The 26,482-nt window shown below is 70.5% G+C and carries 21 protein-coding genes; 16 read left to right on the top strand and 5 right to left on the bottom strand.

Translation table 11 applies throughout. The features are described from left to right. Nucleotides 1-24: 24 nt before the first annotated feature. The 8 genes from recG (at nucleotide 25) to mutM (ending at nucleotide 7,414) form a co-directional block, all read left to right on the top strand. The gene (recG, locus tag ACIRJR_RS26310) at nucleotides 25-2,253 is read left to right on the top strand and encodes an ATP-dependent DNA helicase RecG (protein WP_403784916.1); all 2,229 of its coding nucleotides are present in this window, start codon (nucleotides 25-27) and stop codon (nucleotides 2,251-2,253) included. 89 nt (nucleotides 2,254-2,342) lie between these two features. Further along, nucleotides 2,343-2,927, top strand: a complete 585-nt coding sequence (gene rsmD / locus ACIRJR_RS26315; RefSeq protein ID WP_403784918.1) for a 16S rRNA (guanine(966)-N(2))-methyltransferase RsmD — start codon at nucleotides 2,343-2,345, stop codon at nucleotides 2,925-2,927. Between the two features lie 26 nt (nucleotides 2,928-2,953). Then, nucleotides 2,954-3,433, top strand: coding sequence for a pantetheine-phosphate adenylyltransferase (coaD, locus tag ACIRJR_RS26320; protein ID WP_403785148.1), 480 nt, complete (start codon nucleotides 2,954-2,956; stop codon nucleotides 3,431-3,433). A gap of 97 nt (nucleotides 3,434-3,530) precedes the next feature. Then, nucleotides 3,531-4,643 (top strand): cell division initiation protein, encoded by a 1,113-nt coding sequence (locus ACIRJR_RS26325; protein ID WP_403784920.1) that lies wholly within the window; start codon nucleotides 3,531-3,533, stop codon nucleotides 4,641-4,643. Nucleotides 4,644-4,792: 149 nt separating this feature from the next. Next, a complete protein-coding gene (locus ACIRJR_RS26330) occupies nucleotides 4,793-5,458 on the top strand; it encodes a DUF177 domain-containing protein (protein ID WP_361583551.1) in 666 nt (221 codons plus the stop codon). Nucleotides 5,459-5,460: 2 nt separating this feature from the next. After that, nucleotides 5,461-5,634, top strand: coding sequence for a 50S ribosomal protein L32 (rpmF, locus tag ACIRJR_RS26335; RefSeq protein WP_003965982.1), 174 nt, complete (start codon nucleotides 5,461-5,463; stop codon nucleotides 5,632-5,634). Nucleotides 5,635-5,653: 19 nt separating this feature from the next. Continuing rightward, the gene (gene rnc / locus ACIRJR_RS26340) at nucleotides 5,654-6,478 is read left to right on the top strand and encodes a ribonuclease III (RefSeq protein ID WP_403784922.1); all 825 of its coding nucleotides are present in this window, start codon (nucleotides 5,654-5,656) and stop codon (nucleotides 6,476-6,478) included. A 78-nt stretch (nucleotides 6,479-6,556) separates the two neighbouring features. Beyond that, nucleotides 6,557-7,414 carry a bifunctional DNA-formamidopyrimidine glycosylase/DNA-(apurinic or apyrimidinic site) lyase gene (gene mutM / locus ACIRJR_RS26345; protein ID WP_403784924.1) on the top strand — a complete coding sequence of 286 codons (858 nt, stop codon included), beginning with the start codon at nucleotides 6,557-6,559 and terminating at the stop codon, nucleotides 7,412-7,414. A 9-nt stretch (nucleotides 7,415-7,423) separates the two neighbouring features. On the opposite strand, the gene ACIRJR_RS26350 is transcribed toward mutM, so the two are convergent. Both ACIRJR_RS26350 and ACIRJR_RS26355 read right to left on the bottom strand, forming a co-directional pair. Next, a complete protein-coding gene (locus tag ACIRJR_RS26350) occupies nucleotides 7,424-7,831 on the bottom strand; it encodes a winged helix-turn-helix transcriptional regulator (RefSeq protein ID WP_403784926.1) in 408 nt (135 codons plus the stop codon). Between the two features lie 74 nt (nucleotides 7,832-7,905). Then, nucleotides 7,906-9,945, bottom strand: a complete 2,040-nt coding sequence (locus ACIRJR_RS26355; RefSeq protein WP_403784928.1) for a PA14 domain-containing protein — start codon at nucleotides 9,943-9,945, stop codon at nucleotides 7,906-7,908. 1,015 nt (nucleotides 9,946-10,960) lie between these two features. Here ACIRJR_RS26355 and ACIRJR_RS26360 point away from each other — a divergent pair. Next, nucleotides 10,961-11,722 carry a GNAT family N-acetyltransferase gene (locus ACIRJR_RS26360; protein WP_403784930.1) on the top strand — a complete coding sequence of 254 codons (762 nt, stop codon included), beginning with the start codon at nucleotides 10,961-10,963 and terminating at the stop codon, nucleotides 11,720-11,722. A 547-nt stretch (nucleotides 11,723-12,269) separates the two neighbouring features. Next, complete coding sequence (locus ACIRJR_RS26365; RefSeq protein WP_403784932.1) at nucleotides 12,270-12,899, top strand: tyrosine-type recombinase/integrase; 630 nt, start codon at nucleotides 12,270-12,272, stop codon at nucleotides 12,897-12,899. 42 nt (nucleotides 12,900-12,941) lie between these two features. On the opposite strand, the gene ACIRJR_RS26370 is transcribed toward ACIRJR_RS26365, so the two are convergent. After that, on the bottom strand, nucleotides 12,942-13,883 hold the full coding sequence (locus ACIRJR_RS26370; RefSeq protein ID WP_403784934.1) for a CAP domain-containing protein: 942 nt from the start codon (nucleotides 13,881-13,883) through the stop codon (nucleotides 12,942-12,944). Nucleotides 13,884-14,038: 155 nt separating this feature from the next. Between ACIRJR_RS26370 and ACIRJR_RS26375 the strand changes: the two genes are divergently transcribed. The 4 genes from ACIRJR_RS26375 to ACIRJR_RS26390 all read left to right on the top strand — a co-directional run bounded on the left by ACIRJR_RS26375 (nucleotide 14,039) and on the right by ACIRJR_RS26390 (nucleotide 20,706). Continuing rightward, nucleotides 14,039-14,320, top strand: coding sequence for an acylphosphatase (locus tag ACIRJR_RS26375; protein ID WP_147959695.1), 282 nt, complete (start codon nucleotides 14,039-14,041; stop codon nucleotides 14,318-14,320). Between the two features lie 438 nt (nucleotides 14,321-14,758). Continuing rightward, complete coding sequence (locus ACIRJR_RS26380) at nucleotides 14,759-14,971, top strand: hypothetical protein (RefSeq protein WP_033304037.1); 213 nt, start codon at nucleotides 14,759-14,761, stop codon at nucleotides 14,969-14,971. Nucleotides 14,972-15,301: 330 nt separating this feature from the next. Further along, nucleotides 15,302-19,033, top strand: a complete 3,732-nt coding sequence (locus ACIRJR_RS26385) for an AAA family ATPase (RefSeq protein WP_403784937.1) — start codon at nucleotides 15,302-15,304, stop codon at nucleotides 19,031-19,033. A gap of 254 nt (nucleotides 19,034-19,287) precedes the next feature. After that, nucleotides 19,288-20,706: a sugar porter family MFS transporter gene (locus ACIRJR_RS26390; protein ID WP_403784939.1), complete on the top strand. Its 1,419-nt coding sequence runs from the start codon at nucleotides 19,288-19,290 to the stop codon at nucleotides 20,704-20,706. Nucleotides 20,707-20,832: 126 nt separating this feature from the next. Here ACIRJR_RS26390 and ACIRJR_RS26395 read toward each other — a convergent pair whose 3' ends face one another. Next, complete coding sequence (locus tag ACIRJR_RS26395) at nucleotides 20,833-22,224, bottom strand: purine-cytosine permease family protein (protein ID WP_403784941.1); 1,392 nt, start codon at nucleotides 22,222-22,224, stop codon at nucleotides 20,833-20,835. 111 nt (nucleotides 22,225-22,335) lie between these two features. Here ACIRJR_RS26395 and ftsY point away from each other — a divergent pair, with 111 nt between their 5' ends. Further along, nucleotides 22,336-23,550: a signal recognition particle-docking protein FtsY gene (gene ftsY / locus ACIRJR_RS26400; protein ID WP_403784943.1), complete on the top strand. Its 1,215-nt coding sequence runs from the start codon at nucleotides 22,336-22,338 to the stop codon at nucleotides 23,548-23,550. Between the two features lie 66 nt (nucleotides 23,551-23,616). Here the strand turns inward: ftsY and ACIRJR_RS26405 are convergent, their stop codons facing one another. Next, nucleotides 23,617-24,264: a bifunctional DNA primase/polymerase gene (locus ACIRJR_RS26405; RefSeq protein WP_403784945.1), complete on the bottom strand. Its 648-nt coding sequence runs from the start codon at nucleotides 24,262-24,264 to the stop codon at nucleotides 23,617-23,619. Nucleotides 24,265-24,686: 422 nt separating this feature from the next. On the opposite strand from ACIRJR_RS26405, the gene ACIRJR_RS26410 reads away from it, so the two are divergent. Further along, the gene (locus ACIRJR_RS26410) at nucleotides 24,687-26,162 is read left to right on the top strand and encodes a hypothetical protein (RefSeq protein WP_403784947.1); all 1,476 of its coding nucleotides are present in this window, start codon (nucleotides 24,687-24,689) and stop codon (nucleotides 26,160-26,162) included. The last annotated feature ends 320 nt before the right edge of the window (nucleotides 26,163-26,482 follow it).

Below are 26,482 nucleotides of genomic sequence, written 5' to 3' on the forward strand. Positions count from 1 at the left end.
CATCTGTCAGTGCCGTGGTGTGCAATGGACCGCGTGTCCGCTTTCGATGAACCCCTCAAGAAGCTGCTCGGCGGAGCCACCGCGAAGGTGATGGCCGAACACCTCGACCTGCACACGGTCGGTGATCTGCTGCACCACTACCCCCGGCGCTACGAGGAGCGGGGCCGTCTCACGGCACTCACCGAGCTCCCGCTGGACGAGCACGTGACGGTCGTCGCTCAGGTCGCCGACGCGAGGATCATGATGTTCAACAACGGCCGGGGCAAGCGGCTGGAGGTCACCCTCACCGACGGCAGCGGCAGACTCCAGCTGGTCTTCTTCGGGCACGGCGTCCACAAGCCCCACAAGGAGCTCCTCCCGGGCCGGCGGGCGATGTTCGCGGGCAAGGTCTCCGTGTTCAACCACAAGATGCAGCTGGCGCACCCCACGTACCAGCTCCTCGACACCCGGTCCGAGGACGAGGCGGCCGACGTGACGGAGGCCGTCGACGCCTTCGCGGGGCAGCTGCTGCCGATCTACCCGGCCTGCAAGCAGCTCGACTCCTGGCGGATCGCCAAGGCCGTCGACACGGTCCTGCCCAGCGCGCAGGAGGCGGTGGACCCGCTGCCCCCGGCGCTGCGCGACGGCAGGGGCCTGGTGCCGCTCCCCGAGGCACTGCTCAGGATCCACCGCCCGCAGACCAAGGCGGACATCGCCGCCGCGCGGGACCGGCTGCGCTGGGACGAGGCCTTCGTCCTCCAGGTCGCCCTGGCCCGCCGCCGGTACGCGGACACCCAGCTCCCGGCGGTGGCGCGGCGGCCCGTTCCCGGCGGACTGCTCGACGCCTTCGACGCCACGCTCCCCTTCACCCTCACCGAGGGCCAGCAGAAGGTCACCGGGGAGATCTTCGACGCCCTGGCGACCGAACACCCCATGCACCGGCTGCTCCAGGGCGAGGTCGGGTCCGGCAAGACGCTCGTCGCGCTGCGGGCCATGCTCCGCACGGTCGACGCGGGCGGTCAGGCGGCGATGCTCGCCCCCACCGAGGTGCTGGCCCAGCAGCACCACCGGTCGATCACCGAGATGATGGGCGAGCTCGCCGAGGGCGGGATGCTCGGCGGCTCCGACCTGGGGACGAAGGTAGTCCTTCTCACCGGCTCCATGGGCACGGCGGCCCGTCGGCAGGCCCTGCTCGACCTGGTCACGGGCGAGGCCGGGATCGTCATCGGCACCCATGCGCTGATCGAGGACAAGGTCCAGTTCCACGACCTCGGTCTGGTGGTCGTCGACGAACAGCACCGCTTCGGGGTGGAGCAGCGGGACGCCCTGCGTTCCAAGGGGAAGCAGCCGCCCCACCTGCTCGTCATGACGGCCACCCCCATTCCCCGCACGGTCGCGATGACGGTCTTCGGCGACCTGGAGACCTCCGTGCTGGACCAGCTCCCGGCCGGCAGGTCGCCGATCGCCAGCCACGTCGTCCCGGCCAAGGACAAGCCCCACTTCCTCAGCCGTGCCTGGGAGCGGGTCCGCGAGGAGGTGGAGAACGGCCACCAGGCCTACGTCGTGTGCCCCCGCATCGGCGACGACGGCGAGGAGGCGGCGGAGAAGAAGGGGAAGACCGCCAAGAAGAAGGCCGCCCCCGAGGAGGACGCCGAGAAGAGGCCACCGCTCGCGGTACTGGACATCGCGGACCAGCTCGCGAAGGGCCCGCTCGCGGGTCTGCGCGTCGAGGTCCTCCACGGCAGGATGGCGCCCGACGACAAGGACGACGTCATGCGCCGGTTCGCCGCCGGGCAGGCCGACGTCCTGGTCGCCACCACCGTCATCGAGGTCGGGGTGAACGTCCCCAACGCGACCGCGATGGTGATCATGGACGCGGACCGCTTCGGGGTGTCCCAGCTGCACCAGCTCAGAGGCCGCGTCGGGCGAGGCAGCGCCCCCGGTCTCTGCCTGCTGGTCAGCGAGGCACACGAGGCGAGCCCCGCCCGGGCCAGGCTCTCCGCGGTCGCCGCCACCCTCGACGGCTTCGAGCTCTCCCGCATCGACCTCGAACAGCGGCGCGAGGGCGACGTCCTCGGCCAGGCCCAGTCCGGCGTCCGCTCCTCCCTGCGGGTGCTCAGCGTCATCGACGACGAGGAGGTCATCGCGGCGGCCCGCGAGGAGGCCGTACGCGTCGTCGCGGACGACCCGGGGCTCGAACGGCTGCCGGAGCTGCGCACCGCGCTGGACGCCCTGCTCGACAAGGACCGCGAGGAGTACCTCGACAAGGGGTGACCGGGCGGATCCCCGGGGACGCCATATCGTGGGGAGCACGGCACGCGTCCCGTCCTGTGTGCCGCCCGCGACCCGAGGAACAGACACCCATGACCCGCGTGATCGCCGGCACGGCCGGCGGACGCCGCCTCGCCGTCCCGCCCGGCACCGGCACCCGCCCCACCTCCGACCGTGCGCGGGAGGGCCTGTTCTCCACCTGGCAGGCGCTCCTGGGCACGCTCGACGGCATCCGTGTCGCCGATCTGTACGCGGGGTCGGGGGCCGTGGGCCTGGAGGCCCTCTCGCGCGGGGCCGCCCACGCACTGCTCGTGGAGGCCGACGCCACGGCCGCGCGCACCGTCCGCGACAACATCCGCACCCTCGGTCTGTCCGGGGCGGAGTTCCGCGCGGGCAAAGCCGAACAGATCGTGACCGGACGGGCGCCCTCGGACCCGTACGACGTGGTCTTCCTCGATCCGCCCTACGCCGTCACCGACGACGATCTTCGGGAGATCCTGCTCACACTCCGTGCTCAGGGGTGGCTCACGGGCGATGCCCTCGTCACGGTGGAACGGAGCACCAGGGGCGGGGAATTCGACTGGCCCGGCGGATTCGAGCCACAGCGGGCGCGCCGTTACGGCGAGGCGACGCTTTGGTACGGTCGCGCCGCTTCCACGTGCGAAGACGCACGATGACCGCATCGGAGAGCGAGGGAACCACGTTGCGCCGCGCCGTCTGTCCGGGGTCGTTCGACCCCATCACCAACGGACATCTCGACATCATCGGACGAGCCTCGAAGCTGTACGACGTCGTACACGTCGCCGTGATGATCAACCAGTCCAAGAAGGGCCTGTTCACCGTCGACGAGCGGATCGACATGATCCGCGAGGTGACGGCCGACTTCGGCAACGTGGAGGTCGAGTCCTTCCACGGCCTGCTGGTCGACTTCTGCAAGCAGCGCGACATCCCGGCGATCGTGAAGGGCCTGCGGGCCGTCAGCGACTTCGACTACGAGCTGCAGATGGCCCAGATGAACAACGGCCTCTCGGGGGTCGAGACGCTCTTCGTGCCGACGAACCCGACCTACAGCTTCCTGTCGTCCTCCCTGGTCAAGGAGGTCGCCGCCTGGGGCGGCGACGTGGCGCACCTGCTGCCGCCGACGGTCCACGAGGCCCTCGTGGACCGTCTCGGCCAGAAGTGATGCGCTGACCGTCCGTCACCAGGTGTCGGACGGCAGGCGACTGGCCTTACAGTCGTCCCGTCCGTCTCCAACAGCAGCAGAGAGTGGCGAGCACACGGTGGACGTGCAGAAGAAGCTCGACGAGATCGTCGAAACGGTGGGGAACGCCCGCTCCATGCCCATGTCGGCGTCCTGCGTGGTCAACCGGGCCGAACTGCTCGCGATGCTCGCGGAGGTGCGCGAGGCCCTGCCCGGCTCGCTCGCCCACGCCGAGGAGCTCATCGGCGGCAGCGAGCAGCTCGTCCAGCAGGCCCGGCAGGAGGCCGAGCGGATCATCGAGTCCGCCCGCGCGGAGCGCGGCTCACTGGTCTCCGGCACCGAGATCGCCCAGCGGTCCCAGGCCGAGGCGGACCGGATCCTCTCCGAGGCCCGCCGGGAGGCCGACGAGGTCCGGGGCGAGGCCGACGAGTACGTCGACAGCAAGCTCGCCAACTTCGAGGTCGTCCTCACCAAGACCATCGGCTCCGTCGACCGCGGCCGGGAGAAGCTCCTGGGCCGCGGCGAGGGCCTCGACGAGCAGGGCTACCAGGACCCGGACTTCGCCGAGGCCCCGGAGCGCAGCGCCGACCCCGAGATACTCCGCCGGCGTGCCGACGACTACGTGGACACGAAGCTCGGCGCCTTCGAGGCCGTGCTCGCCAAGACCCTGGAGGCCGTCGGCCGGGGTCGTCAGAAGCTGCACGGCCGGGTCGCCACCGACGACCTCGGCGCACACATGGCCGCCCAGGACGCCGCGGGCGGCCACCAGCGGACCAGCGACGAGGACCACTGGGCGGGCCTGGCGGAGCTGGCCACCCCCGATCCGCGTCAGAGCCCGCAGCAGCCCTCCTACGCGGAGCCCGCACAGCCGGACTACGCGCCGGTCGCCGACTACCAGGACCCCGCGCAGGGCGGCTTCCCGGTCCAGGCCCAGCCGGACCAGCAGTACGCGCAGACCTACGGCTACCAGGACCAGCAACAGGTCCAGGACGGTTACGGCTACCCGCAGCAGCCGGACCCGTACGCCGCCTACCAGCAGCAGGGGTACGCGCCGGACCAGCAGCAGGAGTACTGGCCGCAGCAGGCCCAGGTGCCCGCGCAGCAGGGCGAGAGCGCGCTCGACGAGACCAGCCTCTTCGACACGAGCATGATCGACCTGGAACAGCTGCGCCGGTACGAGCAGGGCCGCTGACCGGAGCGGTCCGGACCGGATTGGGAGCTGGGCGGTACGTCCAGTATCCTGGCTCTTCGGTCGCGCGTATGTCCGCGATCCCGGCTGCCCTCCTTCCTCGGGGATCTCCCCAAGGCATGGGCGGCCCTCCCGAAAGCCGCACCACGCACATGATCTCGAAAGCAGGAGAAGCCCTGAACGGCCACCTCGACCACCGCAGCCCTCTCGTGTTCGATACGCGCGAGCTGGGCCGGCGTCCGGGTACCCAGAAGCGGCTGACCCGCACGGCGGAAGCACCGAAGGACCTCGGCATCGACGGGGTCGTCGGAGTTCCGGAGAACGCGCCCCTGGCGCTGGACCTCCGCCTCGAATCGGTCATGGAAGGGGTGCTTGTCACAGGCACCGCCCGTGCGACGGCCGAGGGGGAGTGCGTAAGGTGTCTGGAGCCGCTGACCCTCGAGGTCGAAGCGGACTTCCAGGAGATGTTCTCGTACCCTGACGCCGATGACCGGAACCGCAGCAGGACCGCGGACCCGGTCGACGACGCCGAGGACGACGAGGACAGGTTCTTTCTCGAGGACGACTCGTTCGACCTCGAGCCTGTGCTGCGTGACGCGGTGGTGCTCGCACTGCCGCTGCAGCCGGTGTGCAAGGAGACCTGTGCCGGTCTGTGTTCCGAATGCGGAATCAGGCTGGACGAGAATCCGGATCACCACCACGACGTCGCCGACATTCGTTGGGCGGCACTGCAAGGACTCGCCGAGACCGTTCAGGACGGCGAGAAGGACAACATGGGCGGCGCCGAACCGGGCGTCGACGAGAAGCAGGAGAAGTAGCCGTGGCTGTTCCGAAGCGGAAGATGTCGCGCAGCAACACGCGCCACCGCCGGTCGCAGTGGAAGGCTGCGGTCCCCACCCTGGTTTCGTGCGAGCGTTGCCAGGAGCCGAAGCTCCAGCACATTGCGTGCCCGAGCTGCGGCACCTACAACAAGCGCCAGGTCCTCGAGGTCTGAGCGGCTGGTGAGAGGCCCGATGTCTGAGTTGTCCAGCGCCAAGAAGCAGGCAGACAACATCAACACAGCCTCGTCCCACACGCTTCTGGAAGGGCGGCTCGGGTATCACCTCGAGTCCGCCCTTCTGGTGCGTGCGCTGACCCACCGTTCGTACGCGTACGAGAACGGCGGTCTGCCCACCAACGAGCGGCTCGAATTCCTCGGGGATTCGGTGCTCGGCCTGGTGGTCACGGACACGCTGTACCGCACTCACCCCGACCTGCCCGAAGGCCAGCTGGCCAAGTTGCGGGCCGCGGTGGTCAACTCGCGTGCGCTTGCGGAAGTGGGCCGCGGCCTCGAACTCGGCTCCTTCATCCGGCTCGGCCGCGGTGAAGAGGGCACGGGTGGCCGGGACAAGGCTTCCATCCTCGCCGACACCCTTGAAGCGGTGATCGGCGCCGTCTATCTCGACCAAGGGCTCAGCGCGGCCTCGGAGCTGGTCCACCGGCTCTTCGACCCGCTGATCGACAGGTCCTCCAACCTCGGAGCCGGCCTGGACTGGAAGACCAGTCTCCAGGAGCTCACCGCGAGCGAGAGCCTCGGAGTCCCCGAGTACCTCGTCACGGAGACCGGTCCGGATCACGAGAAGACCTTTACTGCTGCTGCTCGCGTCGGTGGTGTCTCGTACGGCACCGGCACCGGCCGTAGCAAGAAGGAAGCGGAGCAGCAGGCGGCGGAGTCCGCCTGGCGCGAGATCAGCGCCGCCGCGGAAGCACGGGAGGCGACGGCGAAGGCCGCAGCCGACGGAGGGGTCGCCGACGCCCCTGCCGACCCGTCGCCGAAATCGGACGCGGCTCCCGCCTGACCCACCCGGAAGCCCCTCGGTACCCTCGCGGACCGGGGGGTTTCCGCTTGTCCCGCCACGTCCCCGAAGGAGTGCCAGGTGCCCGAACTGCCCGAGGTCGAAGTCGTGCGGAGAGGGCTGGAGCGCTGGACCGCCGGGCGGACCGTGGAGGCGGCCGAGGTCCTGCATCCGCGCGCGGTGCGCCGGCACCTCGCGGGCGGCGCGGACTTCGCGGCCCGGCTCCGCGGTCTGCGCTTCGGCACGGCGATGCGTCGCGGCAAGTACCTCTGGGTCCCGCTCGACGACGCCGGTTCCTCGCTGCTGGGACACCTCGGCATGAGCGGCCAGCTGCTCGTGCAGCCCGAGGACGCCCCCGACGAGAAGCACCTGCGGATCAGGATCCGCTTCGACGACGCGCTCGGCACCGAGCTGCGCTTCGTCGACCAGCGCACCTTCGGCGGGCTGTCGCTCCACGACAACACCCCCGACGGCCTGCCCGACGTCATCGCGCACATCGCGCGCGACCCCCTCGACCCGGCCTTCGACGACGCAGCCTTCCACCTGGCGCTGCGGCTGCGCCGTACGACGGTCAAGCGCGCCCTGCTCGACCAGTCCCTGATCAGCGGAGTGGGCAACATCTACGCCGACGAGGCGCTCTGGCGCAGCCGGCTGCACTACGAGCGGCCGACGGCGACCCTGACCCGCCCGAGGACGGCGGAGCTGCTCGGCCATGTCAGGGCGGTGATGCGGGAGGCCCTCGACCAGGGCGGGACCAGCTTCGACAGTCTCTACGTCAACGTGAACGGCGAGTCCGGCTACTTCGACCGGTCGCTGGACGCGTACGGACGCGAGGACGAGCCCTGCCGCCGCTGCGGTACGCCGATGCGCCGCCGGCCGTGGATGAACCGCTCCAGCTACTTCTGCCCGCGCTGCCAGCGTCCGCCGCGGGTCTCCTGACGTCCCGGCTCAGGCCTCACGTGCCGCGTCGTACCGGTCCTGGGCCTCGATGACCTCGGGCATCCGGCCCTCGACGAGCAGGATGAGGTCCATCAGCCGTCCCGTGACCTCCCGGCCGAGCGCGGTCAGCTCGTAGTCGACCCGGGGCGGATTGGTGAGCTGGGCCTCCCGGTGCACCAGCCCGTCGCGCTCCAGCGCGTGGAGCGTCCGGGAGAGCATCTTTTCGCTGACCCCGTCGACCCGGCGCCGCAGCTCGTTGAAGCGTGCGCCGCTCTCGTGCAGCGCGCCCAGGGTCAGACTGCCCCAGCGGCCGGTGACGTGTTCCAGGGTTACCCGCGAGGGGCACCGACGTGAGAAGACGTCGAAGGGCGAGTCGCCGTCGTCGTCACGCACGGAGTCCGCCGGTGTCTCACCCATGCCCGCAGCTTACGCCTGTGCAGCGCTCACTTCCGGTGAGCGCTGCACAGGCCGGGGCGCCAGGGGCGCGGGTGTCAGCGCGTCACGACGGCGACCTCGCTCGCGCCGGACGTGGTGCCGTCCGTGTAGAGGGCCGAGACGCGGTAGTAGGCAGTGGTCGCGGGCGGCAGGACGGGGTCCACCCAGTGCCAGGTGGTGCCGGCGCCGATGGGCTCCGTCCGGACCAGGTCGAAGACCCCGGTCGTCGGGTTCCAGCGGTGGATCGCGAAACCAGAGACCTCACCGAGGGTCTCCGAGCTGTCGAGGGCCCAGGACATCCAGCCGTTCTGGTCGGCGCCGAGGTAGGCGATCGGCCCGCCGGGCGCTGCCGGGACGGTCGGGCGGAGATCCAGCTCGGTCACGTCGAGCGCGGTGGCGCCGGTGGCGGGCGTGAGCTGGTTCCCGTACTGGTCGACGGCGACGACGCCGTAGCGGACCTGCTGTCCGTCGGCCGGCACGTGGTCGTGGAAAGAAGTCTCCGTGACCTCCCACGGCTTGAAGTCCCAGGGGTGCAGTACGGCCTTGTACGTCCACTGCCCGTCGACGAGGGTGCCGCGCAGCACGTGGTAGTACGCGAGGCCGGGGTCCTCGCTCGCGTCCCAGGAGAGGGTGACGCCGTTCGCCTCGGGGACGGCCCTCACACCGGTGACGGCGGCGGGCGCGGTCGTGTTCCCCGCGACGGTGACGGAGAGCTCCGCGGAGGGGGCGCCGCCGTTCCCCTCGTGGTCCAGGGCGACGACCCGGTAGGAGTAGGTCGCACCGGGCGGCGGCGCGGCGTCGGTGAAGCTGGTCCCCTTCACCCCCTTGCCGACCTCGGAGCGCGAGGAGCCGGCGGTGCCGGGGCGGCTGGTCCGGAAGACCGAGTAGCCCGCGAAGTCGTCGCTGGTCCGCTCCGAGGCGTCCCAGGTCACGGTGACGCCGGCCTCGCTCTCCGAGGCCCGTGCGCCGAGCGCGGTGTCGACCGGGCCGGTCAGGTCGTCGCTGTAGTACTGGGCGGCGCCGGAGGCCGGGGACTCGTTGCCGCTCGTGTCGACGGCGGTGACGACGTAGTAGTAGACGTCACCGGTCTGCGGCAGCGGTCCGCTGAAGCCGCCGCCCGTGGAGGCCAGGCGGTTGGCGGACGTGAGGGGGACCGGCTTCGAGGTCGAGCGGTAGACCCGGTACTCGGCGAGGTCGGGCTCGGTGTTGCCGTCCCAGTAGAGCGTGATCTTGGTGGGGCTGCCCATGGCCCAGTTGTCCTCGACGCCCTTCGGGGCGGCGGGGGCCGTGCGGTCGAGCGTGGTGATGCCGAGGTCGGCGGTGCCCGAGGAGGTGTTGCCCGCCTTGTCGTACGCGCGTACCTCGTAGTAGTAGACGTTGCCGTCCTTCGGCACGGTCGTGTCCGTGTACGACGTCGACGTCGTCGTGGCGAGGGGCTTCGTGGGGTACGCGGCGCCCTTCAGACGGCGGTACACGCGGTATCCGGCGAGGTCCATCTCCTTGTTCTTCGCCCAGCCGACCGTGGTGGACGTGGCGGCCGTGCTGTAGGAGACGGTGGTCCCGGCGGGAACCAGCGGCTTGACCTTGTCGACGCTCGCCGTGGTGCGGGGCGCGTACGCGAATCTCACGTCGGCGGCGCCGGTCCAGTTCACGAAGTCGATGCGCAGACTGTGCGTGCCCGCCGGGATGGTCACGTAGGCCGTCTTGGAGACCGTGTTCGCGACGTTCTTCCACATGTCGATCTTGCGGACGCCGTCCACGTACACGCGGATGCCGTCACGGGAGGAGGCGGTGAACGTGAAGGGCCCGCCCGAACCGAAGTCGCGGGTCGTGGACCAGCGGACACCGAAGTCGTTGGAGGGCATCCCCTTGTAGCCGGGTGCGCCGGTGCCCCAGTCCTGGTCGATCACGGAGTCGCAGTCCGTGCCCTTGGGGGTCCCGCTGAAGGTGGTGTTCGCGTAGAACGTGCGCGTGAAGACGGGCGACGCGCAGGACACGGCTGCGGAGGAGGGGGCGGCCGCGGCGAGCAGGCCGCACGCCGAGGCGAGCACCACAGCGGTGGCGGTGGCCACCGTGGTGCGTCTGGGTCGGTTCATGCATTCCTTCAGTTCTGATCGTCTGTGTCGTGAAGTGACTACCGACGATCAAGACTCCCGTGAAGTAGGCATGGTTGTAGGCGCGGAGGGAGCGGCGGGGAAGGCCGTTCGCCGCGTCGGCTGCCGGTCGCGAGTCCCGGGACAGGAAGAGGCCCCTGTCCGTCCTGGGACGGCAGGGGCCCTCGTGGCGCGTGGTGTGGCGGTCTCCCGGTCAGAAGCCGAAGAACTGACCACCTGGCGGAGGGACCTGCGGAGGGGTGCCGTTCCCTGTCTCTGACCTGGGGCGTAGGCCGGTGGTATTGGTGAACGTCGGTGTCTGTGGGCCATCCTCGGACGGCCCACAGACGGCCCGATTCCCTGCCAGGCGCAAGCCGAGCAGGGAATGACCGCGACCAGAAGGGCACCCCCCTACCTGTCAGGTCCGCTACCTCCGCTACCGCCGCTACCGTGCCGGTCAGAGGGGGTGCGAGAGGTAGCGGCAAAGGTAGCGGTAGCGGACGATGCCGTTACCCGCCTCCCCCTTCCCCTGAGGGTCCGCTACATCCACTACACCGCTACATTGCAGCTCAGGGGCCTGATTTCTGTAGCGGACCGATGTCGTGTAGCGGACAGGTCCCGCTACACGACGAGTGCGGGACAAGCCTTAAGGGCTGAAAGGACCGCCCTGCCGGGCGGACGACTTCCGGGCGCCTAGCGCGGAGCTCTCAGCGGCATCGGGCGACTGCGGCAGAGCAGGGCACGACTTCCCGGGCACCGAGAAGCTGTCGCCTCCTTGAAAAGCCATCAGTGGTCGGGGCGATCGGCAGAGGGCATCGGAGGCTGTTTGTAAGCACTTGTTTGGGCTCCACTGCACGGGGTTGAAGTGGCTCCGCAGAGTAAGAAGTTGATCTGGCTCCACTTGGCTGTCGGCGGCCACTTCACATTCCCCAGGTACGGCCAGATACGTGATCACAGTCGGTGCTCGATGAGGGCTGGGTCACAGCGGGCCTCCAAGAACGCCTGGTAAGCACGGCGTATGGAGGAACTTGCACGGCTCAGCGATATCGAGCAGGCCGCGGCCGGCGACGGACATCCGGTCTGGGCCGCCCAGGGACAAGGCGGTGACGGCCTGGGGCCGGGGGTACGGGCCTGGTGCCACGGCGCGGCGCTGGCGGTGGCGAGCCCGAACCCTCAACAGGACCGGCTTGCGGTCAAGGGCGACGGCGCCGACGCGGCCGTGCTGGTGCGGCGGATCCTGGAGGAGATCGGCCCGTCCTACCGAGTTTTGGGGGAAGCTGCCTTGATCGATGCGCTGGTGCGTCAGCTGCCCAACCTGGCGCCGGTCCACAACTTCTTCTGGATGGAGGCCACGTCCCCATCCGGTGCCGCCGCCGCAGGCGTGCGGTGGCTGAACGCCCGCGAGGAGAAGGAGACGACCTCACTGTTCGACCGCTTCTTCCCTGACTCCTACGCGCAGCCGGGACGCGCGGGCATGCGCCGCTGGGCCGGGGTCGTCGGCGAGGTGGACAGCAGCGTCGGGACGAAGCCGCTAGCGGTGGCGGCGGACGCGTGGTCCGCGGCCGGGTGCGGGTTCATGGGCGGAGTGGTCACCCACCCCGCGGCCCGCGGACGCGGTCTTGCGCGGGCCGTGTCCGGCTTCGTCGTGGACGCCCTCGTCAACCAGCACGGCCGCGCCGCGCTCATGGTGCTCACCGGTAACGCGCCGGCCATCGCCACGTATGAACGCCTCGGCATGGCCAAGCGACTGTTCGGGGCGGCGCACATCGCGGCCCGGTGAGGCCAGGGCTCCACCGTGGCAAGCCGACGCGGGCCCGCTCACGCGGAGTGATCACTGGCGGCCAGGCAACTCCCCGCTAACTGGCCGCCAGCGGGGAATCCCGACTGGCCGCTATCACTTGGCGAACACGTGCTGCGACGTGCCCTCGTTGGAGTGAATGCGCTGCTCCGTCCGCCCGGCGACGGCAGGGTGTGCGTCGAGCACGGTCTTGTCGGAGACCGTGTGTGTTGATCGCGGTCATGTCGGGAGGCCGGGATGGGTTTGTCGCGCGCTGAGCTGTTCGCAGCGATCCGGAGGGACAAGCGTCTCGATCCGGAGCTGTCGCATCGAGGCTTTTCAGGGGGAGGTGGACCGGCGGTTGCCCGTGTTGGCTGCGGCGGTGGCATCAGGCTCTTAAGCGGGGGACGGCTGCCCGCCGGCCCCGAGGACGAAGCTCACGGCGGCCACCGAGGATCGGCTGATCCGCTCGAACCCGTGCAGCGCCCGCTCGGTGAAGGCTCCGCGCCTCGATCCCCGCAAGGTGAAGCCGTGGCCGGCCGACCGAGTCATGACTGTGCGGGCAGCACTTCCCGAGCGGTACCGCGTCCTCGTCGAGCCTGCCGCAGGGTGCGGGATGCGGCAGGGGGAAGCCTTCGGGCTGGCCGTAGAGGACGTGGACTTTCTTGCTGGAGTCGTGCACGTGGTGCGGCAGGTGAAGCTCCTGCGGAACCGCCCGGTGTTCGCGCCGCCGAAGGGAGGCAAGGAAAGGGACGTTCCGCTGCCCGAGTCTGTGGCGGACGCGCTGCGGGCGCACCTGGCGAAGTACCCGGCAAGGCCGATCACCTTGCCGTGGAAGTCCGTGGACGGGAAGCCCGTTACGGCGATCCTCATCCTCTATAGCCCGGAGGGTCTCTCGCTGAATCGGAATCGCTTCAACCACCGAGTGTGGAAGCCCGCCCTCGAAGCCGCGGGCGTTCCCACGGTTCGCGACAACGGTACCCACGCGCTGCGGCACTTCTACGCGTCAGTTCTCCTGGACGCGGGGGAGAGCATCAAGGCGCTCAGCGAGTACCTGGGGCACCACGACCCCGGATTCACGCTACGGACGTACACCCACCTGATGCCCGCGAGCGAGACTCGCACCCGAGCTGCAGTGGACGGCGTTTTCAAGAGGACTGGGCACACGCCACGGCCCTGAGACGGCCCACGCGGGGGCGAAAGCCTCTGACCTGCGGATTTCTCAGAAGCCGAAGTCCTGCGTCCACCAGGGGCCGCCGGAGCCGAGGTGGACTCCCACGCCGAGCGTCTTGTAGTCGCAGTTGAGAATGTTCGCGCGGTGGCCGTCGCTGTTCATCCAGGCGTCCATCACGGCCTGCGCGTCGGCCTGGCCCCGGGCGATGTTCTCGCCTCCGAGACCCTGCACGCCGGCCGCGGCGGCGCGGTCCCAGGGGGTCGCCCCGTCGGGGTCGGTGTGGCCGAAGAAGTCGCGGGCGGCCATGTCCTCGCTGAAGTCCTGGGCGAGCGCGGTCAGGGACGCGCTGGTGGTGACCGGGCTGCAGCCGACCTTCGCGCGTTCCTGGTTGACCAGGGCGAGCACGGCGGCCTGGGCCGAGGTGGAGGACGGGCTCGCCGGGGCGTCGGCCGTGCGGCTCGGAGCGGCCGGCTTCCTCGTCGCCGGGCTCGATGAGGCGGGCTTCTCGGCCGCCGGGCTCGACGAAGTGCTCTTCTTCGGGGCGGCCGCAGGTGACTTCGTCCGCTCCGGCGTCTTCGTCGCCTGCTTCGAAGGACCGGCGGACGCCTTCTCGCTCGGGGTCGCGGAGGGCGACTTGGAGGGGGCCGCGGAACGGCCCGTACCCCGGCTGGCCTCGGCCGACGCGGAGGCGGAGGTGCGGCCGGTCGGTTCGGCGGACGCGTCGCCCTGGGTCAGCAGGTCGGGGGCACCGCCCGCGTGCACCTGGTCGGAGGCCCCGCCCCCACTGACGTCGTAGCTGCCGCCGCCCGGGAGCAGACCGGAGGCGACGGCGACCGCTCCGACGGCCACGGCGGCGGACACTCCGAGGAGGCCGGCGCGCACGGGTATGCCGGTTCGCTTCTTCCGGCGAGCACTCCGGTGCCCGTCCGCCGCGTCCGCCGTGCGCTGCTCAGCGGCGGGGGCCGCGCCTGCGCGTCGATGCCGTCCCATGCGCTGTGCCTTCCTCGTTCTCCGGGCGTCGTGGCGACGGCACCGTATTCAAGATCAAGCTCACCCGTTCGAGTGAGGCTATTGCGAGGGGACCTTACGCCATGGCGGATTGGGGCGGCGTGCTCGTCGAGCAATTGGCCGGTTAGCGTTCGGGCATGAACGAAGATGCACGACTCGTCGTATGGGTACGCGGCCGAGTACAGCAAGTAGGGTTCCGTTGGTTCACCAGGGCAAATGCTTTGGAGATCGGAAAACTCACCGGCTTCGCCCTCAATCTCGACGACGGCCGGGTACAGGTGGTGGCCGAAGGGCCGCGTGAGAATTGCCACCGTCTGCTGGACTGGCTCGGCTCGGACGACACACCCGGCCGAGTGGACGGCGTCACTGAGATCTGGGACACGCCTCGCGGCGGATATGAGGGATTCGCGATCCGCTGACCGAGGCCGGGAGAGACGGCCCGATCCGCCGTGTGTACGTGGCCCGCCGAGCGGTGACCGCGAGGGGCTTCGAAGGGCGCGCACCCGAAATGACCTGCGAAAGCAGCCGGCCTCCGGGCATGGTTGCCAAGAAGCGCGCCTCATGCCAGGCTGCGGCATTGACGAAGATCTCCACACCCCTTCGGGAACCCGCAGGAGAGTCGCGCCGCATGATCGTCCGGCCGCGCGCCGCGGGACACCCGGTCCGTCGGCGTGTGATCGTGTTGACCGTCAAACTTTTTGGTGAGACGCTGAAAACCCCGCGCACCTTAGCTGTTCGGCAGAGCTGGAGACAGCAGAACAGCAGTGGACACAGAGCACTGCCGAGCACCGCGGGTGCGATTCCCTCACGACCCACACCGCATCCGGTCGGTCACTCAGTGTGGAGGACCTCTCATCATGGCAAAGGCGCTTCTCGGTTACGTCGGCGGTTCCGACCCGCGACTCCTCGCCGAGATGCGACGGCTTCAGAAGCGCGTCCAGGACCTGGAATCCGAGCTCGTACGGATCCAGGACGAGAACGACGCGCTCAACGCCGCCGCCCAGCACCAGGAGTCGCTGCTCGACAGCATCGACATCGACGTACCCCAGGCGGAGCCCGCGCTGACCTGACCCCAAGGCCCTGCCGGGGCCGGCCGGGCCGTACGCCAGCCGCTCGGGATCAACCCATCGAATGCCTTCGTCACGGATCGTCGCCCCGGAACACGTCGTCGTCCCGGAAACCGAGGACTGCTTCGTGAACCGGTCCGTTCGCGATCCGTCACGCAGGACTGTGCCCGGATGACTGCGCCCGCAGCGCCGTGCACTTTTTACAAGGGACGCCTCGGCGTCCCTTCTTTCTTTCCCCCGGGTCCGTCCCCGGCCGCCCGCTCTTCGCTTACCATCTGATGTGCCCTGCACCTTCATCAGCGAAACCGAGAGCGAAAGGTAGAGTCCGGCGGCGTGCACCTCAAGGCCCTGACCCTCCGCGGTTTCAAATCGTTCGCCTCCGCCACGACCCTGCGGTTCGAGCCGGGGATCACCTGCGTCGTCGGTCCCAATGGATCGGGAAAATCCAATGTGGTGGACGCGCTCTCCTGGGTCATGGGTGAACAGGGGGCCAAATCCCTGCGCGGCGGCAAGATGGAAGACGTGATCTTCGCGGGCACCACGGGAAGGCCACCGCTGGGCCGCGCCGAGGTGTCGTTGACCATCGACAATTCCGATGGCGCGCTTCCGATCGAGTACGCCGAAGTGACGATCACCCGGATCATGTTCCGTAATGGCGGCAGCGAATATCAGATCAACGGCGACACCTGCCGGCTGCTCGACATCCAGGAACTGCTCTCGGATTCCGGAATCGGCCGCGAGATGCACGTCATCGTCGGCCAGGGCCGCCTGGACTCCGTCCTGCACGCCGATCCGACGGGACGCCGCGCCTTCATCGAAGAGGCGGCGGGCGTGCTCAAGCACCGCAAGCGCAAGGAGAAGGCGCTGCGGAAGCTGGAGGCGATGGGAGCCAACCTCGCCCGCGTCCAGGACCTCACCGACGAACTCCGGCGCCAGCTCAAACCGCTGGGCCGACAGGCGGCCGTGGCTCGCAGGGCCGCCGTCATCCAGGCCGATCTGCGGGACGCCCGGCTGCGGCTCCTCGCCGACGACCTGGTGCGGCTGAGGGAGGCGCTGCGCAGCGAGATCGCCGACGAGGCGGCACTCAAGCAGCGGCGGGAGGCGGCCGAGGCCGAACTCAGGGCGGCGCTCGCCCGGGAGGCGGACCTGGAGGACGAGGTACGCCGGCTGGCGCCCCGGCTGCAGCGGGCACAGCAGACCTGGTACGAACTCTCCCAGCTGGCCGAACGCGTCCGGGGCACGATCTCGCTCGCTGACGCGCGCGTGAAGAGTGCCGCCTCGGCGCCGGACGAGGAGCGGCGCGGACGCGACCCGGAGGACATGGAGCGTGAGGCCGCCCGGATCCGCGAGCAGGAGGCGGAGCTGGAGGCGGCACTCGAAGCGGCGGAGCACGCCCTCGAGGACACCACCGCGCACCGCTCCGAGCTGGAGAGGGAGTTGGCGGCGGAGGAGCGCAGGCTCCGGGACGCGGCCCGTGCCATCGCCGACCGGCGCGAGGGCCTCGCACGTCTCCACGGGCAGGTCAACGCCGCCCGCAGCCGCGCGGGTTCGGCACAGGCCGAGATCGACCGGCTGGCCGCCTCGCGGGACGAGGCACAGGAGCGGGCGGTCGCGGCTCAGGAGGAGTACGAGCACCTCAAGGCCGAGGTCGACGGCCTCGACGCGGGCGACGCGGAGCTGACGGAGCGGCACGAGGCCGCCAAGCGGGATCTCGCCGGAGCGGAGTCGGAACTGAGCGCGGCGCGCGAGGCGGTCACCTCGGCGGAGCGCAGCCGCGCGGCGGTCTCCGCCCGGCACGAGGCACTGTCGCTGGGGCTCCGGCGCAAGGACGGAACCGGGGTGCTGCTCGGCGCGGGAGACAGGCTCACGGGGCTGCTCGGGCCGGTCGCGGAGCTCCTCACGGTGGCGCCGGGGCACGAGGTCGCGGTGGCCGCCGCGCTGGGCGCCGCGGCCGACGCGATCGCGGTGACGGACCCGGCCGCGGCGGCCGAGGCGATCCGCCTGCTGCGCAAACAGGACGCGGGGCGCGCGGCATTGGTACCGGGCGGAGCGGGGGCCGGACAGGTTCCCGCGCAGGGTACGGAGCCCACCGCGGGCCCCGCGGGCCATGTACCCGGGCAGGGATCGGGGGCGGAGCACGGCCCCGCGGCCCTCGCGGTCTCCGGGGCGGAGTACGGCGCCGCCGCGTCGGAGCACGGCGCCACAGCAGCGGAGGACCGGCCGGAACGTACGGCCGGCCGGGCCGTCGGCACGGGGGACTGCGCGGCGCCGGCCGTCGCGGGCCTGGTGCGGGGGCCTGCCGAGCTGATGGCCGCCGTGCGACGGCTGGTTCGCGACATGGTGGTCGTCGGCACCCTGGAGGACGCCGAGGAGCTTCTCGCCGCCCACCCCGGGCTCACCGCCGTCACCGCGGAGGGCGATGTGCTGGGCGCCCACTTCGCGCACGGCGGCTCCGCCGGAGCGCCCAGCCTGCTGGAGGTGCAGGCCTCCGTGGACGAGGCCGCCGCCGAACTGGCGGAGCTCGCCGTGCGCTGCGAGGAACTGGCGTCGGCCCAGCGCGCCGCGGCCGCCCGGCGGGGCGAAGCCGCAGCCCTGGTCGAGGACCTGGGGGAGCGTCGCCGGGCCGCCGAGCGGGAGAAGTCCGGGGTCGCGCAGCAGCTCGGGCGGCTGGCAGGGCAGGCCCGGGGCGCCGCCGGGGAGGCCGAGCGGACCACCGCTTCCGCCGCCCGGGCGCAGGAGGCTCTCGAGCGGGCCACCGAGGAGGCCCAGGAGCTGGCGGAGCGGCTGTTCGTGGCGGAGGAGACGCCGGTGGAGGAGGAGCCGGACACCTCCGTACGGGACCGGCTCGCCGCCGACGGCGCCAACGCACGCCAGACCGAGATGGAGGCCCGCCTCCAGGCCCGTACCCACGAGGAACGGGTCAAGGCGCTCGCCGGACGGGCCGACGCGCTGGACCGCGGGGCCCGTGCCGAGCGTGAGGCCCGCGCCCGCGCCGAGCAGCGTCGCGCCCGGCTGCGTCATGAGGCCGCCGTGGCCACCGCCGTCGCCTCGGGCGCGAGGCAGTTGCTCGCCCACGTGGAGGTCTCGGTCGTACGCGCGGACGAGGAGCGGACCAGGGCCGAGGCGGCGAAGGGCGGGCGCGAGCGGGACCTGGCCGCGGAGCGCGGCCGCGGCCGGGACCTCAAGACCGAGCTCGACCGGCTCACCGACTCGGTGCACCGGGGAGAGGTGCTCGGCGCCGAGAAGCGGCTGCGCATGGAGCAGGTGGAGGCCAGGGCGCTGGAGGAGTTCGGCGTCGAGCCGGCCGGTCTGGACGCCGAGTACGGCCCGGATCAGCTCGTGCCGCCGTCCCCGGCCGCGGAGGGGGAGGAGCTTCCCCCGGATCCGGAGGATCCGCGCAACCAGCCGAAGCCGTTCGTCAGGGCCGAACAGGAGAAGCGGCTGAAGGCCGCCGAACGGGCGTATCAGCAACTCGGGAAGGTGAATCCGCTCGCTCTCGAGGAGTTCTCGGCGCTGGAGGAACGGCACAAGTTCCTCTCCGAGCAGCTCGAGGACCTGAAGAAGACCCGGGCCGATCTGATACAGGTGATCAAGGAGGTCGACGAGCGGGTCGAGCAGGTGTTCACGGAGGCCTTCCGGGACACGGCACGCGAGTTCGAAGGCGTCTTCTCCCGGCTCTTCCCGGGCGGTGAGGGACGCCTCATCCTCACCGACCCGGACAACATGCTGACCACCGGTCTCGACGTCGAGGCGAGGCCGCCGGGCAAGAAGGTCAAGCGGCTCTCGCTGCTGTCCGGAGGCGAGCGATCCCTTACGGCCGTTGCCCTCCTGGTCTCCATCTTCAAGGCCAGGCCGAGCCCGTTCTATGTCATGGACGAGGTGGAGGCGGCGCTCGACGACACCAATCTGCAGCGTCTGATCCGGATCATGGAGGAGCTCCAGGAGAGCTCCCAGCTCATCGTGATCACGCACCAGAAGCGGACGATGGAGGTCGCCGACGCGCTGTACGGCGTCTCCATGCAGGGCGACGGAGTGTCCAAGGTGATCAGTCAGCGTCTTCGCTGACAACCGGGGCATACGAACTGACAAGCCATCACTCCGCCTTTACCCAATCTTCAATACTTCAACGCACCTTTTGGGTGTTCTTGGGGCACTTACGAAGAAGGGCAAGGGTCTGATGGGGTCTTGACTTCGAAACTTGAACGCATAACCTCGGCAATGTTGTTTTTACCTTCAAGTGGTGGCCGACCGAAAGTTGTGCGCCACTAGGAGGGCTCACCCCCCACACCTGACGTTGCGGCCAGGTATCAGGAGTTCATGTGACCAGCAGAGCGCGCGGACCGGAGTCCGGAGCCCGGGAGGCCCACCCGGACCATCTCGGCCATGTCATCTTCATCACGGCAGCCGCTGCGATGGGCGGCTTCCTCTTCGGCTACGACAGTTCCGTCATCAACGGTGCCGTCGAGGCCATCCGGGACCGCTACGACATCGGGTCCGGGACACTCGCGCAGGTGATCGCCATCGCGCTGATCGGCTGTGCGATCGGTGCGGCGACGGCGGGACGCATCGCCGACCGGATCGGCCGTATCCGCTGCATGCAGATCGCCTCGGTGCTGTTCACCATCAGCGCCGTCGGGTCCGCGCTGCCGTTCGCCCTCTGGGACCTCGCCATGTGGCGGATCATCGGCGGATTCGCGATCGGTATGGCCTCGGTCATCGGCCCGGCGTACATCGCCGAGGTCTCGCCGCCCGCCTACCGCGGGCGTCTCGGCTCCTTCCAGCAGGCGGCCATCGTCATCGGCATCGCCATCTCCCAGCTGGTCAACTACGGCATCCTGCAGATCGCGGACGGCGACCAGCGCGGTGAGATCGCCGGTTTCGAGGCCTGGCAGTGGATGCTCGGCGTGATGGTCGTGCCGGCCATCCTCTACGGGCTGCTGTCCTTCGCGATCCCCGAGTCGCCGCGCTTCCTGATCTCCGTCGGCAAGAGGGACCGGGCCCGGAAGATCCTCGAGGAGGTCGAGGGCAAGAACGTCGACCTCGACGCGCGTGTGGACGAGATCGAGACGGCCATGCGCCGTGAGCACAAGTCGAAGTTCAGCGACCTGCTCGGCAGCCGCTTCGGCTTCCTGCCGATCGTCTGGGTCGGTATCGGCCTGTCGGTCTTCCAGCAGCTCGTCGGCATCAACGTCGCGTTCTACTACTCGGCGACGCTGTGGCAGTCCGTCGGCATCGACCCGACCGACTCGTTCTTCTACTCGTTCACCACGTCGATCATCAACATCATCGGCACCGTGATCGCCATGGTGCTGGTCGACCGGGTCGGCCGCAGGCCTCTCGCGCTCGTCGGATCCGTCGGCATGGCCGTCGCCCTGGCGTTCGAGGCATGGGCCTTCTCCGCGGACCTCGTGGACGGCAAGCTGCCCACGACCCAGGGCACGGTCGCCCTGATCGCGGCCCACGTCTTCGTGCTCTTCTTCGCGCTGTCGTGGGGTGTCGTCGTCTGGGTCTTCCTCGGCGAGATGTTCCCGAACCGCATCCGCGCCGCCGCCCTCGGTGTCGCCGCGTCGGCGCAGTGGATCGCCAACTGGGCGATCACCGCGAGCTTCCCGAGCCTGGCCGACTGGAACCTGTCGGGCACCTACATCATCTACACCTGCTTCGCCGTGCTCTCCATCCCCTTCGTGATCAAGTTCGTGAAGGAGACCAAGGGCAAGGCGCTGGAGGAGATGGGCTGATCCCCGCTGCCCCTCTCCTCGACCCGCTGCCCCGGGCCGGCCCCATGCCGGTCCGGGGCAGTGTCGTGCCGGTCCGGGGCAGCGTCGTGCCGCGCCGCGGTCCGCGGTCCGCGCTCGGAGCCGGCGTCAGAAGCCGACCGGTCCGCCGGCCGTCGCGTCGGCCGCACGGGGAAGGGCCGCGTACGACCCGGCCGCGACGAGGATCGTCGCCACCCAGCCCAGGCCGTCGCGCCCGATCCAGGTGGAGGCCAGCGGGCCGGCGAACCAGTCCACCTCGGTGAAGAGCAGCCCCACCGCGAGCCCCGCGCCCCAGGCGCCCATCGCCTGCGGGCTGAATCCGCCGGTGTACCAGTAACCACTGCGGGGAGTGGTGTCCATGAGCGCCGCGGGGTCGTAGGCGCGGCCGCGCAGCAGATCCACGCCGAAGACCCCGATCCAGGCGGAGAAGGTCACGCCGAGCAGGACCAGGAACGAGAGGAAGGTGTCGATGAGACTCGTCGCCACCATCATCAGTGTGCCGCCGAGCAGCAGGCTGATCGTCGCGTTCACGCCCACCGCCCAGGGGCGGGGGACCGCGAATCCGAGCGTCTGCGCGGTGAAGCCGGCGGAGTACATCGACAGGGCGTTGATCAGCACCATGCCGACGACGGCGGTCAGCAGATAGGGGACCGAGATCCACCGGGGCAGCAGTTCGCCGATGAAGGCCACCGGGTCCTTCGTGACGGCCAGGTCCGGTGAGCTCACCGCCATCACCGCACCCATCAGCACCATCGGCCCCACGGTGACCAGCGCCCCTCCCACGGTCGCGCCGACCATCGCCCGCGCGGACGCGGAGCGCGGCAGGTAGCGGGTGAAGTCCGGTGCCGAGGGGCCCCAGCTGAGGCCACCGGCCGCCAGCGTCCCGATCCCCGCGATCATCATCCCCGCGGGCCCCGGCGGCCGGTCGAGAACCGTCCGCCACGGGGCCGAGGCGATCAGATGGACCAGGACGAGCAGGCTCGCGGCGCCGAAGAGCCATGCGGAGACCCGGGAGCCCGTCCGCAGCGCCGTGATGCCGAGCCCGGACAGGAGGAAACTCGCCGCGACGAAGACCGTCAGGGTCACGAGGACCAGGGTGGGCGTACTCCGGACGCCGGACAGCAGATCGAGCACGGCCAGCAGGGCGAAGGAACCGGTGACCGCGTTGGCGGTCTCCCAGCCCCAGCGGGCCACCCAGATGAGCGCTCCGGGCAGGAGGTTGCCGCGCTGCCCGAACACCGCCCTCGACAGCGCCATGCCCGGAGCCCCGCCGCGCTTGCCCGCGATCGACACGAGACCGACCAGTCCGAACGAGAGCACGGGGGCGGCGACGGCCACAACCAGCACCTGCCAGAAATTCAGCCCGTTGAAGACGGTGAGCCCGGCTCCCACGCTCAGCAGCAGCACCGTCATGTTGGCGGCCACCCAGGTGGGGAAGAGGGCGCGGACCCGCCCCCTGCGTTCGTCGTCGGGGACGGGGTCCAGGCCGCGGTTCTCCACGGACGTCAGCGTACCTTTACCCCCAAACGTGGCATACCGGCGCTGCGGTCCTGCCTCTCCGCCCTCCGGGTCCGTGCCCGGACCGCAGCCGTGGCCGATACTGGACGGGTTATGGAAATCGCCGAAATCGTCATCCTTGCTGTAGTCATCGCCCTGGTCGCGGTCGGCCTGATCAGCGGGCTCGTGGTCAGCAGCCGCAAGAAGAAGCAGCTGCCGCCCTCGGCACCGTCGAGCACGCCGACCCTCACTCCTCCCGCAGAGCCCCATGTCGGCGAGGAAGCCGAGACGCCGCGCGACGAAGCGCGGCGCACCGTCGAGGAGGTCGGTCTCCCCGGCGACGGGACTCCCGTCGGGGAGACCCCCGTCGTCGTCGAGCCGGAGACCCCCGAGCTCGAAGTCCCCGAGCCCACCGCGGGCCGCCTCGTGCGGCTCCGCGCCCGGCTCGCCCGTTCGCAGAACTCCCTGGGCAAGGGGCTGCTCACGCTCCTGTCCCGCGACAACCTCGACGAGGACACCTGGGAGGAGATCGAGGACACCCTCCTCACCGCCGATGTCGGCGTCGCCCCCACCCAGGAGCTGGTGGAGCGGCTCCGTGAGCGGGTCCGCGTCCTCGGCACCCGTACGCCCGACGAACTGCGCACCCTGCTGCGCGAAGAGCTCGTCGCCCTGCTCGGGCCCGACTTCGACCGTGCCGTGAAGACGGAGGGCGGCGAGACGACACCCGGCGTCGTGATGGTCGTCGGGGTCAACGGCACCGGCAAGACGACCACGACGGGCAAGCTCGCCCGGGTGCTCGTCGCCGACGGCCGCAGCGTGGTGCTCGGCGCGGCGGACACCTTCCGCGCCGCCGCCGCCGACCAGCTGCAGACCTGGGGCGAGCGCGTCGGTGCCCGTACGGTGCGCGGCCCCGAGGGCGGCGACCCCGCGTCGATCGCCTTCGACGCGGTGAAGGAGGGCATCGCCGAGGGCGCCGACGTGGTGCTCATCGACACCGCGGGCCGGCTCCACACCAAGACCGGTCTCATGGACGAGCTCGGCAAGGTCAAGCGGGTCGTCGAGAAGCACGGGCCGCTCGACGAGATCCTGCTCGTCCTCGATGCCACGACCGGTCAGAACGGTCTCGTCCAGGCGCGGGTCTTCGCCGAGGTGGTCGACATCACCGGCATCGTCCTGACCAAGCTGGACGGCACCGCCAAGGGCGGCATCGTCATCGCCGTCCAGCGCGAGCTGGGTGTTCCCGTGAAGCTCATCGGCCTCGGTGAGGGACCGGACGACCTGGCGCCGTTCGAGCCGGGCGCGTTCGTCGACGCGCTGATCGGCGACTGACAGCCGGAGCCCCGTGGGCACGCGGAAGGGCGGTGGACCCGAGAGGGGTTCACCGCCCTTCCGCGTTCACCAGCGGTGGCATATGTAGGCGAGCGTGCCCAGCAGCAGCCTGGCCTGCGGGGGAGAGGCGGCCGTGTCAGGCGCCGGCGGGCGCAGCCAGCGGACAGGGCCCAGTCCCCCGAGGTCCGAGGGGGGAGCAGTGACGTAGGAGCCGAGGCCGAGCGCCCGCAGATCCAGGTCCGCGTCGTCCCAGCCCATCCGGTAGAGCAGTCCGGGCAGCCCCGCAGCGGCTCCGGGGGCGACGAAGAACTGCGTGCGGCCGGCCGGTGTCACCGCCACCGGCCCGAGCGGGAGACCCATCCGCTCCATCCGCACCAGCGCACGCCGGCCGGCGGCCTCGGCGACGTCGAGTACGTCGAACGTCCTGCCCGCGGGCAGGAGCACCGAGGCACCCGGCACTTCGGCCCAGGCGTCCGCGGCCATGCCCAGGGACGCGCCCGGCGGCACCTCGCGGGCGAAGTCCAGGGGATGCGCGCCGGGGGCCGCACACGCGTCGTCGCCGCACGAGCAGACGCCCGCCGCGGCTCGCGCGCCGGGAGCCACCGCCCAGCCCCAGAGTCCTGTGTACTCGGCCACCGCGGTCGCCCCGGCCCCGCGGCCGCGACGCCGCGGGCCGGACCGCATCTCCCGGATGCCGCCGATCGTGAAGCCCATGCCCCCTCCAACGGGTCCGACTCACCGGTGGTTACGACCCGCAGTCCTCGACGTCCTCCGCGCGCCGCCGGACCGACGGCGCGCGGGGTGGCGTACCAGGGGGACGCGCCATGGATCCCGCGCCCCTCGATGCTTCACTCCGCCCGCTGCTGATCGCGGCCTGTCAAGTGAATCGCGGACCGTGCCGGACGGGTTCACCCGAAGGGGTGGCGAATGGTGGCGTTTCAGCAAGAGCCCTCGCAGCGACGGTGATCGTAGGATTACCGTCGGTACTCGAACCTGCAATTGCACGCGCTGGTGGGTATGCCCCGGGCAACCCGATTTTCTGTTCGACGGTGCGCAACGCCCGTACGGGCGGCACAGGAGCACGGCATTCTGATAGAGGTTCGCGCGACAGGTTTCAGCGGGATGGGGGCGTATCCGTGAGTGGCAGCGGCGCAGGCGAGACGAATGCCGGGAAGCGCCCCAACGGGCAATTGGGTTCGTGGTTCGTGCGGAGCGGCTGGTCGAAGGGCGAGCTCGCCCGCCAGGTGAACCGGCGGGCCCGCCAGATGGGTGCCCACCACATCAGCACCGACACCTCCCGGGTGCGCCGCTGGCTCGACGGCGAGCAGCCCCGCGAACCGATCCCGCGCATCCTCTCCGAGCTCTTCTCCGAGCGCTTCGGCGCCGTCGTCCCGGTCGAGGACCTCGGGCTGCGCGCGGCACACCAGGCCCCCTCGGTCGCGGGGGTGGACCTCCCCTGGGCGGGTCCGCAGACCGTCGCGCTGCTCAGCGAGTTCTCCCGCAGCGACCTCATGCTCGCCCGGCGGGGATTTCTCGGCAGCTCCCTAGCCCTGGCCGCGGGTCCCACCCTCGTCGAACCCATGCAGCGCTGGCTGGTGCCGGTCACCCGTCCGGGGCACGCGGAACCTGAACTGCCGTCCGCGGAGAGCCGCCCCTCACGCCTCTCCGCGCCCGAGCTGGACCTGCTGGAGTCGACCACGGCGATGTTCCGTCAGTGGGACGCCCAGTGCGGCGGAGGGCTGCGCCGCAAGGCCGTCGTCGGCCAGCTGCACGAAGTCACCGACCTGCTGCAGGAGCCGCAACCCCAGGCCACCGCCAGGCGCCTGTTCCGCTGCGCGGCCGAACTGGCCGAGCTCGCGGGCTGGATGAGCTACGACGTGGGCCTCCAGCCCACCGCCCAGAAGTACTTCGTCCTCGCCCTGCACGCCTCCAAGGAGGCCGGCGACAAGCCGCTCGGCTCGTACATCCTCTCCAGCATGAGCCGCCAGATGATCCACCTCGGCCGGCCCGACGACGCCCTCGAACTCATCCACCTCGCCCAGTACGGAAGCCGCGACTGCGCGACCGCGCGGACCCAGGCCATGCTGTATGCGATGGAGGCGCGCGCCTACGCCAACATGGGCCAGCCGAGCAAGTGCAAGAGAGCCGTCCGGATGGCCGAGGACACCTTCGCCGACGCCGTCCTCGACGACGAGCCCGAGCCCGACTGGATCCGCTTCTTCTCCGACGCCGAGCTGCACGGCGAGAACGCCCATTCCTACCGTGACCTCGCCTATGTCGCGGGCCGCAGCCCCACGTACGCCTCGCTCGCCGAGCCCGTCATGGCCCGTGCCGTCCAGCTCTTCGGCGAGGACGACGAGCACCAGAGGTCCTACGCCCTCAACCTGATCGGCATGGCCACGGTGCACCTCCTCAAGCGCGAGCCGGAGGAGTCGACCGTCCTGGCCAGGCAGGCCCTGAAGATCGCCAAGAAGGTCAGATCGGAGCGCGTCAACACCAGGCTCCGCAAGACCGTCGACACCGCTGCCAGGGACTTCGGGGACATCTCCGAGGTCGCCCGGCTCACCGACCTGCTCACCGAGCAGCTCCCGGAGACCGCCGAAGCGGTCTGACCGGGCACTCCCGCCACCGGCCGCGACGGCCGCCCCGTACAACCCGACTCGGCTCCCCCATCGCCAGGTCAGCGGGTCGCCGTCGTGGCCGGTTCACGTTTCCGGGCGTGCCGAGCGCACCGTATGCGGCGCAGGCAGCATGGTAGGCAGGGCACCGGGCCCGACACTCCTGGTTCATTGGGACGTAACACACCGGGTCCCTTCGTCACTGCGGTGAAACACCGTGCGGCATTCGTGGAAACCGCGCTGCGCGAATCTCATGGCGCATAACCGGCCCGCACCTTTTCACCGTGGTCCCGCACCCCCGCACGTGGCCGCAC

The organism is Streptomyces sp. NPDC102402, assembly GCF_044765765.1.
In the GTDB taxonomy this organism is placed as follows: Bacteria; Actinomycetota; Actinomycetes; order Streptomycetales; family Streptomycetaceae; genus Streptomyces.

Excerpts from the sequence above, each read along its gene's own strand:
- rsmD (WP_403784918.1), top strand. The coding sequence starts at position 2,343 with ATGACCCGCGTGATCGCCGGCACGGCCGGCGGACGCCGCCTCGCCGTC.
- ftsY (WP_403784943.1), top strand. The coding sequence starts at position 22,336 with ATGGAAATCGCCGAAATCGTCATCCTTGCTGTAGTCATCGCCCTGGTC.
- ACIRJR_RS26350 (WP_403784926.1), bottom strand. The coding sequence starts at position 7,831 with ATGGGTGAGACACCGGCGGACTCCGTGCGTGACGACGACGGCGACTCG.
- ACIRJR_RS26355 (WP_403784928.1), bottom strand. The coding sequence starts at position 9,945 with ATGAACCGACCCAGACGCACCACGGTGGCCACCGCCACCGCTGTGGTG.
- rnc (WP_403784922.1), top strand. The coding sequence starts at position 5,654 with ATGTCTGAGTTGTCCAGCGCCAAGAAGCAGGCAGACAACATCAACACA.
- ACIRJR_RS26370 (WP_403784934.1), bottom strand. The coding sequence starts at position 13,883 with ATGGGACGGCATCGACGCGCAGGCGCGGCCCCCGCCGCTGAGCAGCGC.
- ACIRJR_RS26380 (WP_033304037.1), top strand. The coding sequence starts at position 14,759 with ATGGCAAAGGCGCTTCTCGGTTACGTCGGCGGTTCCGACCCGCGACTC.
- ACIRJR_RS26405 (WP_403784945.1), bottom strand. The coding sequence starts at position 24,264 with ATGGGCTTCACGATCGGCGGCATCCGGGAGATGCGGTCCGGCCCGCGG.
- ACIRJR_RS26365 (WP_403784932.1), top strand. The coding sequence starts at position 12,270 with ATGACTGTGCGGGCAGCACTTCCCGAGCGGTACCGCGTCCTCGTCGAG.
- ACIRJR_RS26375 (WP_147959695.1), top strand. The coding sequence starts at position 14,039 with ATGAACGAAGATGCACGACTCGTCGTATGGGTACGCGGCCGAGTACAG.
- ACIRJR_RS26360 (WP_403784930.1), top strand. The coding sequence starts at position 10,961 with ATGGAGGAACTTGCACGGCTCAGCGATATCGAGCAGGCCGCGGCCGGC.
- ACIRJR_RS26330 (WP_361583551.1), top strand. The coding sequence starts at position 4,793 with ATGATCTCGAAAGCAGGAGAAGCCCTGAACGGCCACCTCGACCACCGC.
- recG (WP_403784916.1), top strand. The coding sequence starts at position 25 with ATGGACCGCGTGTCCGCTTTCGATGAACCCCTCAAGAAGCTGCTCGGC.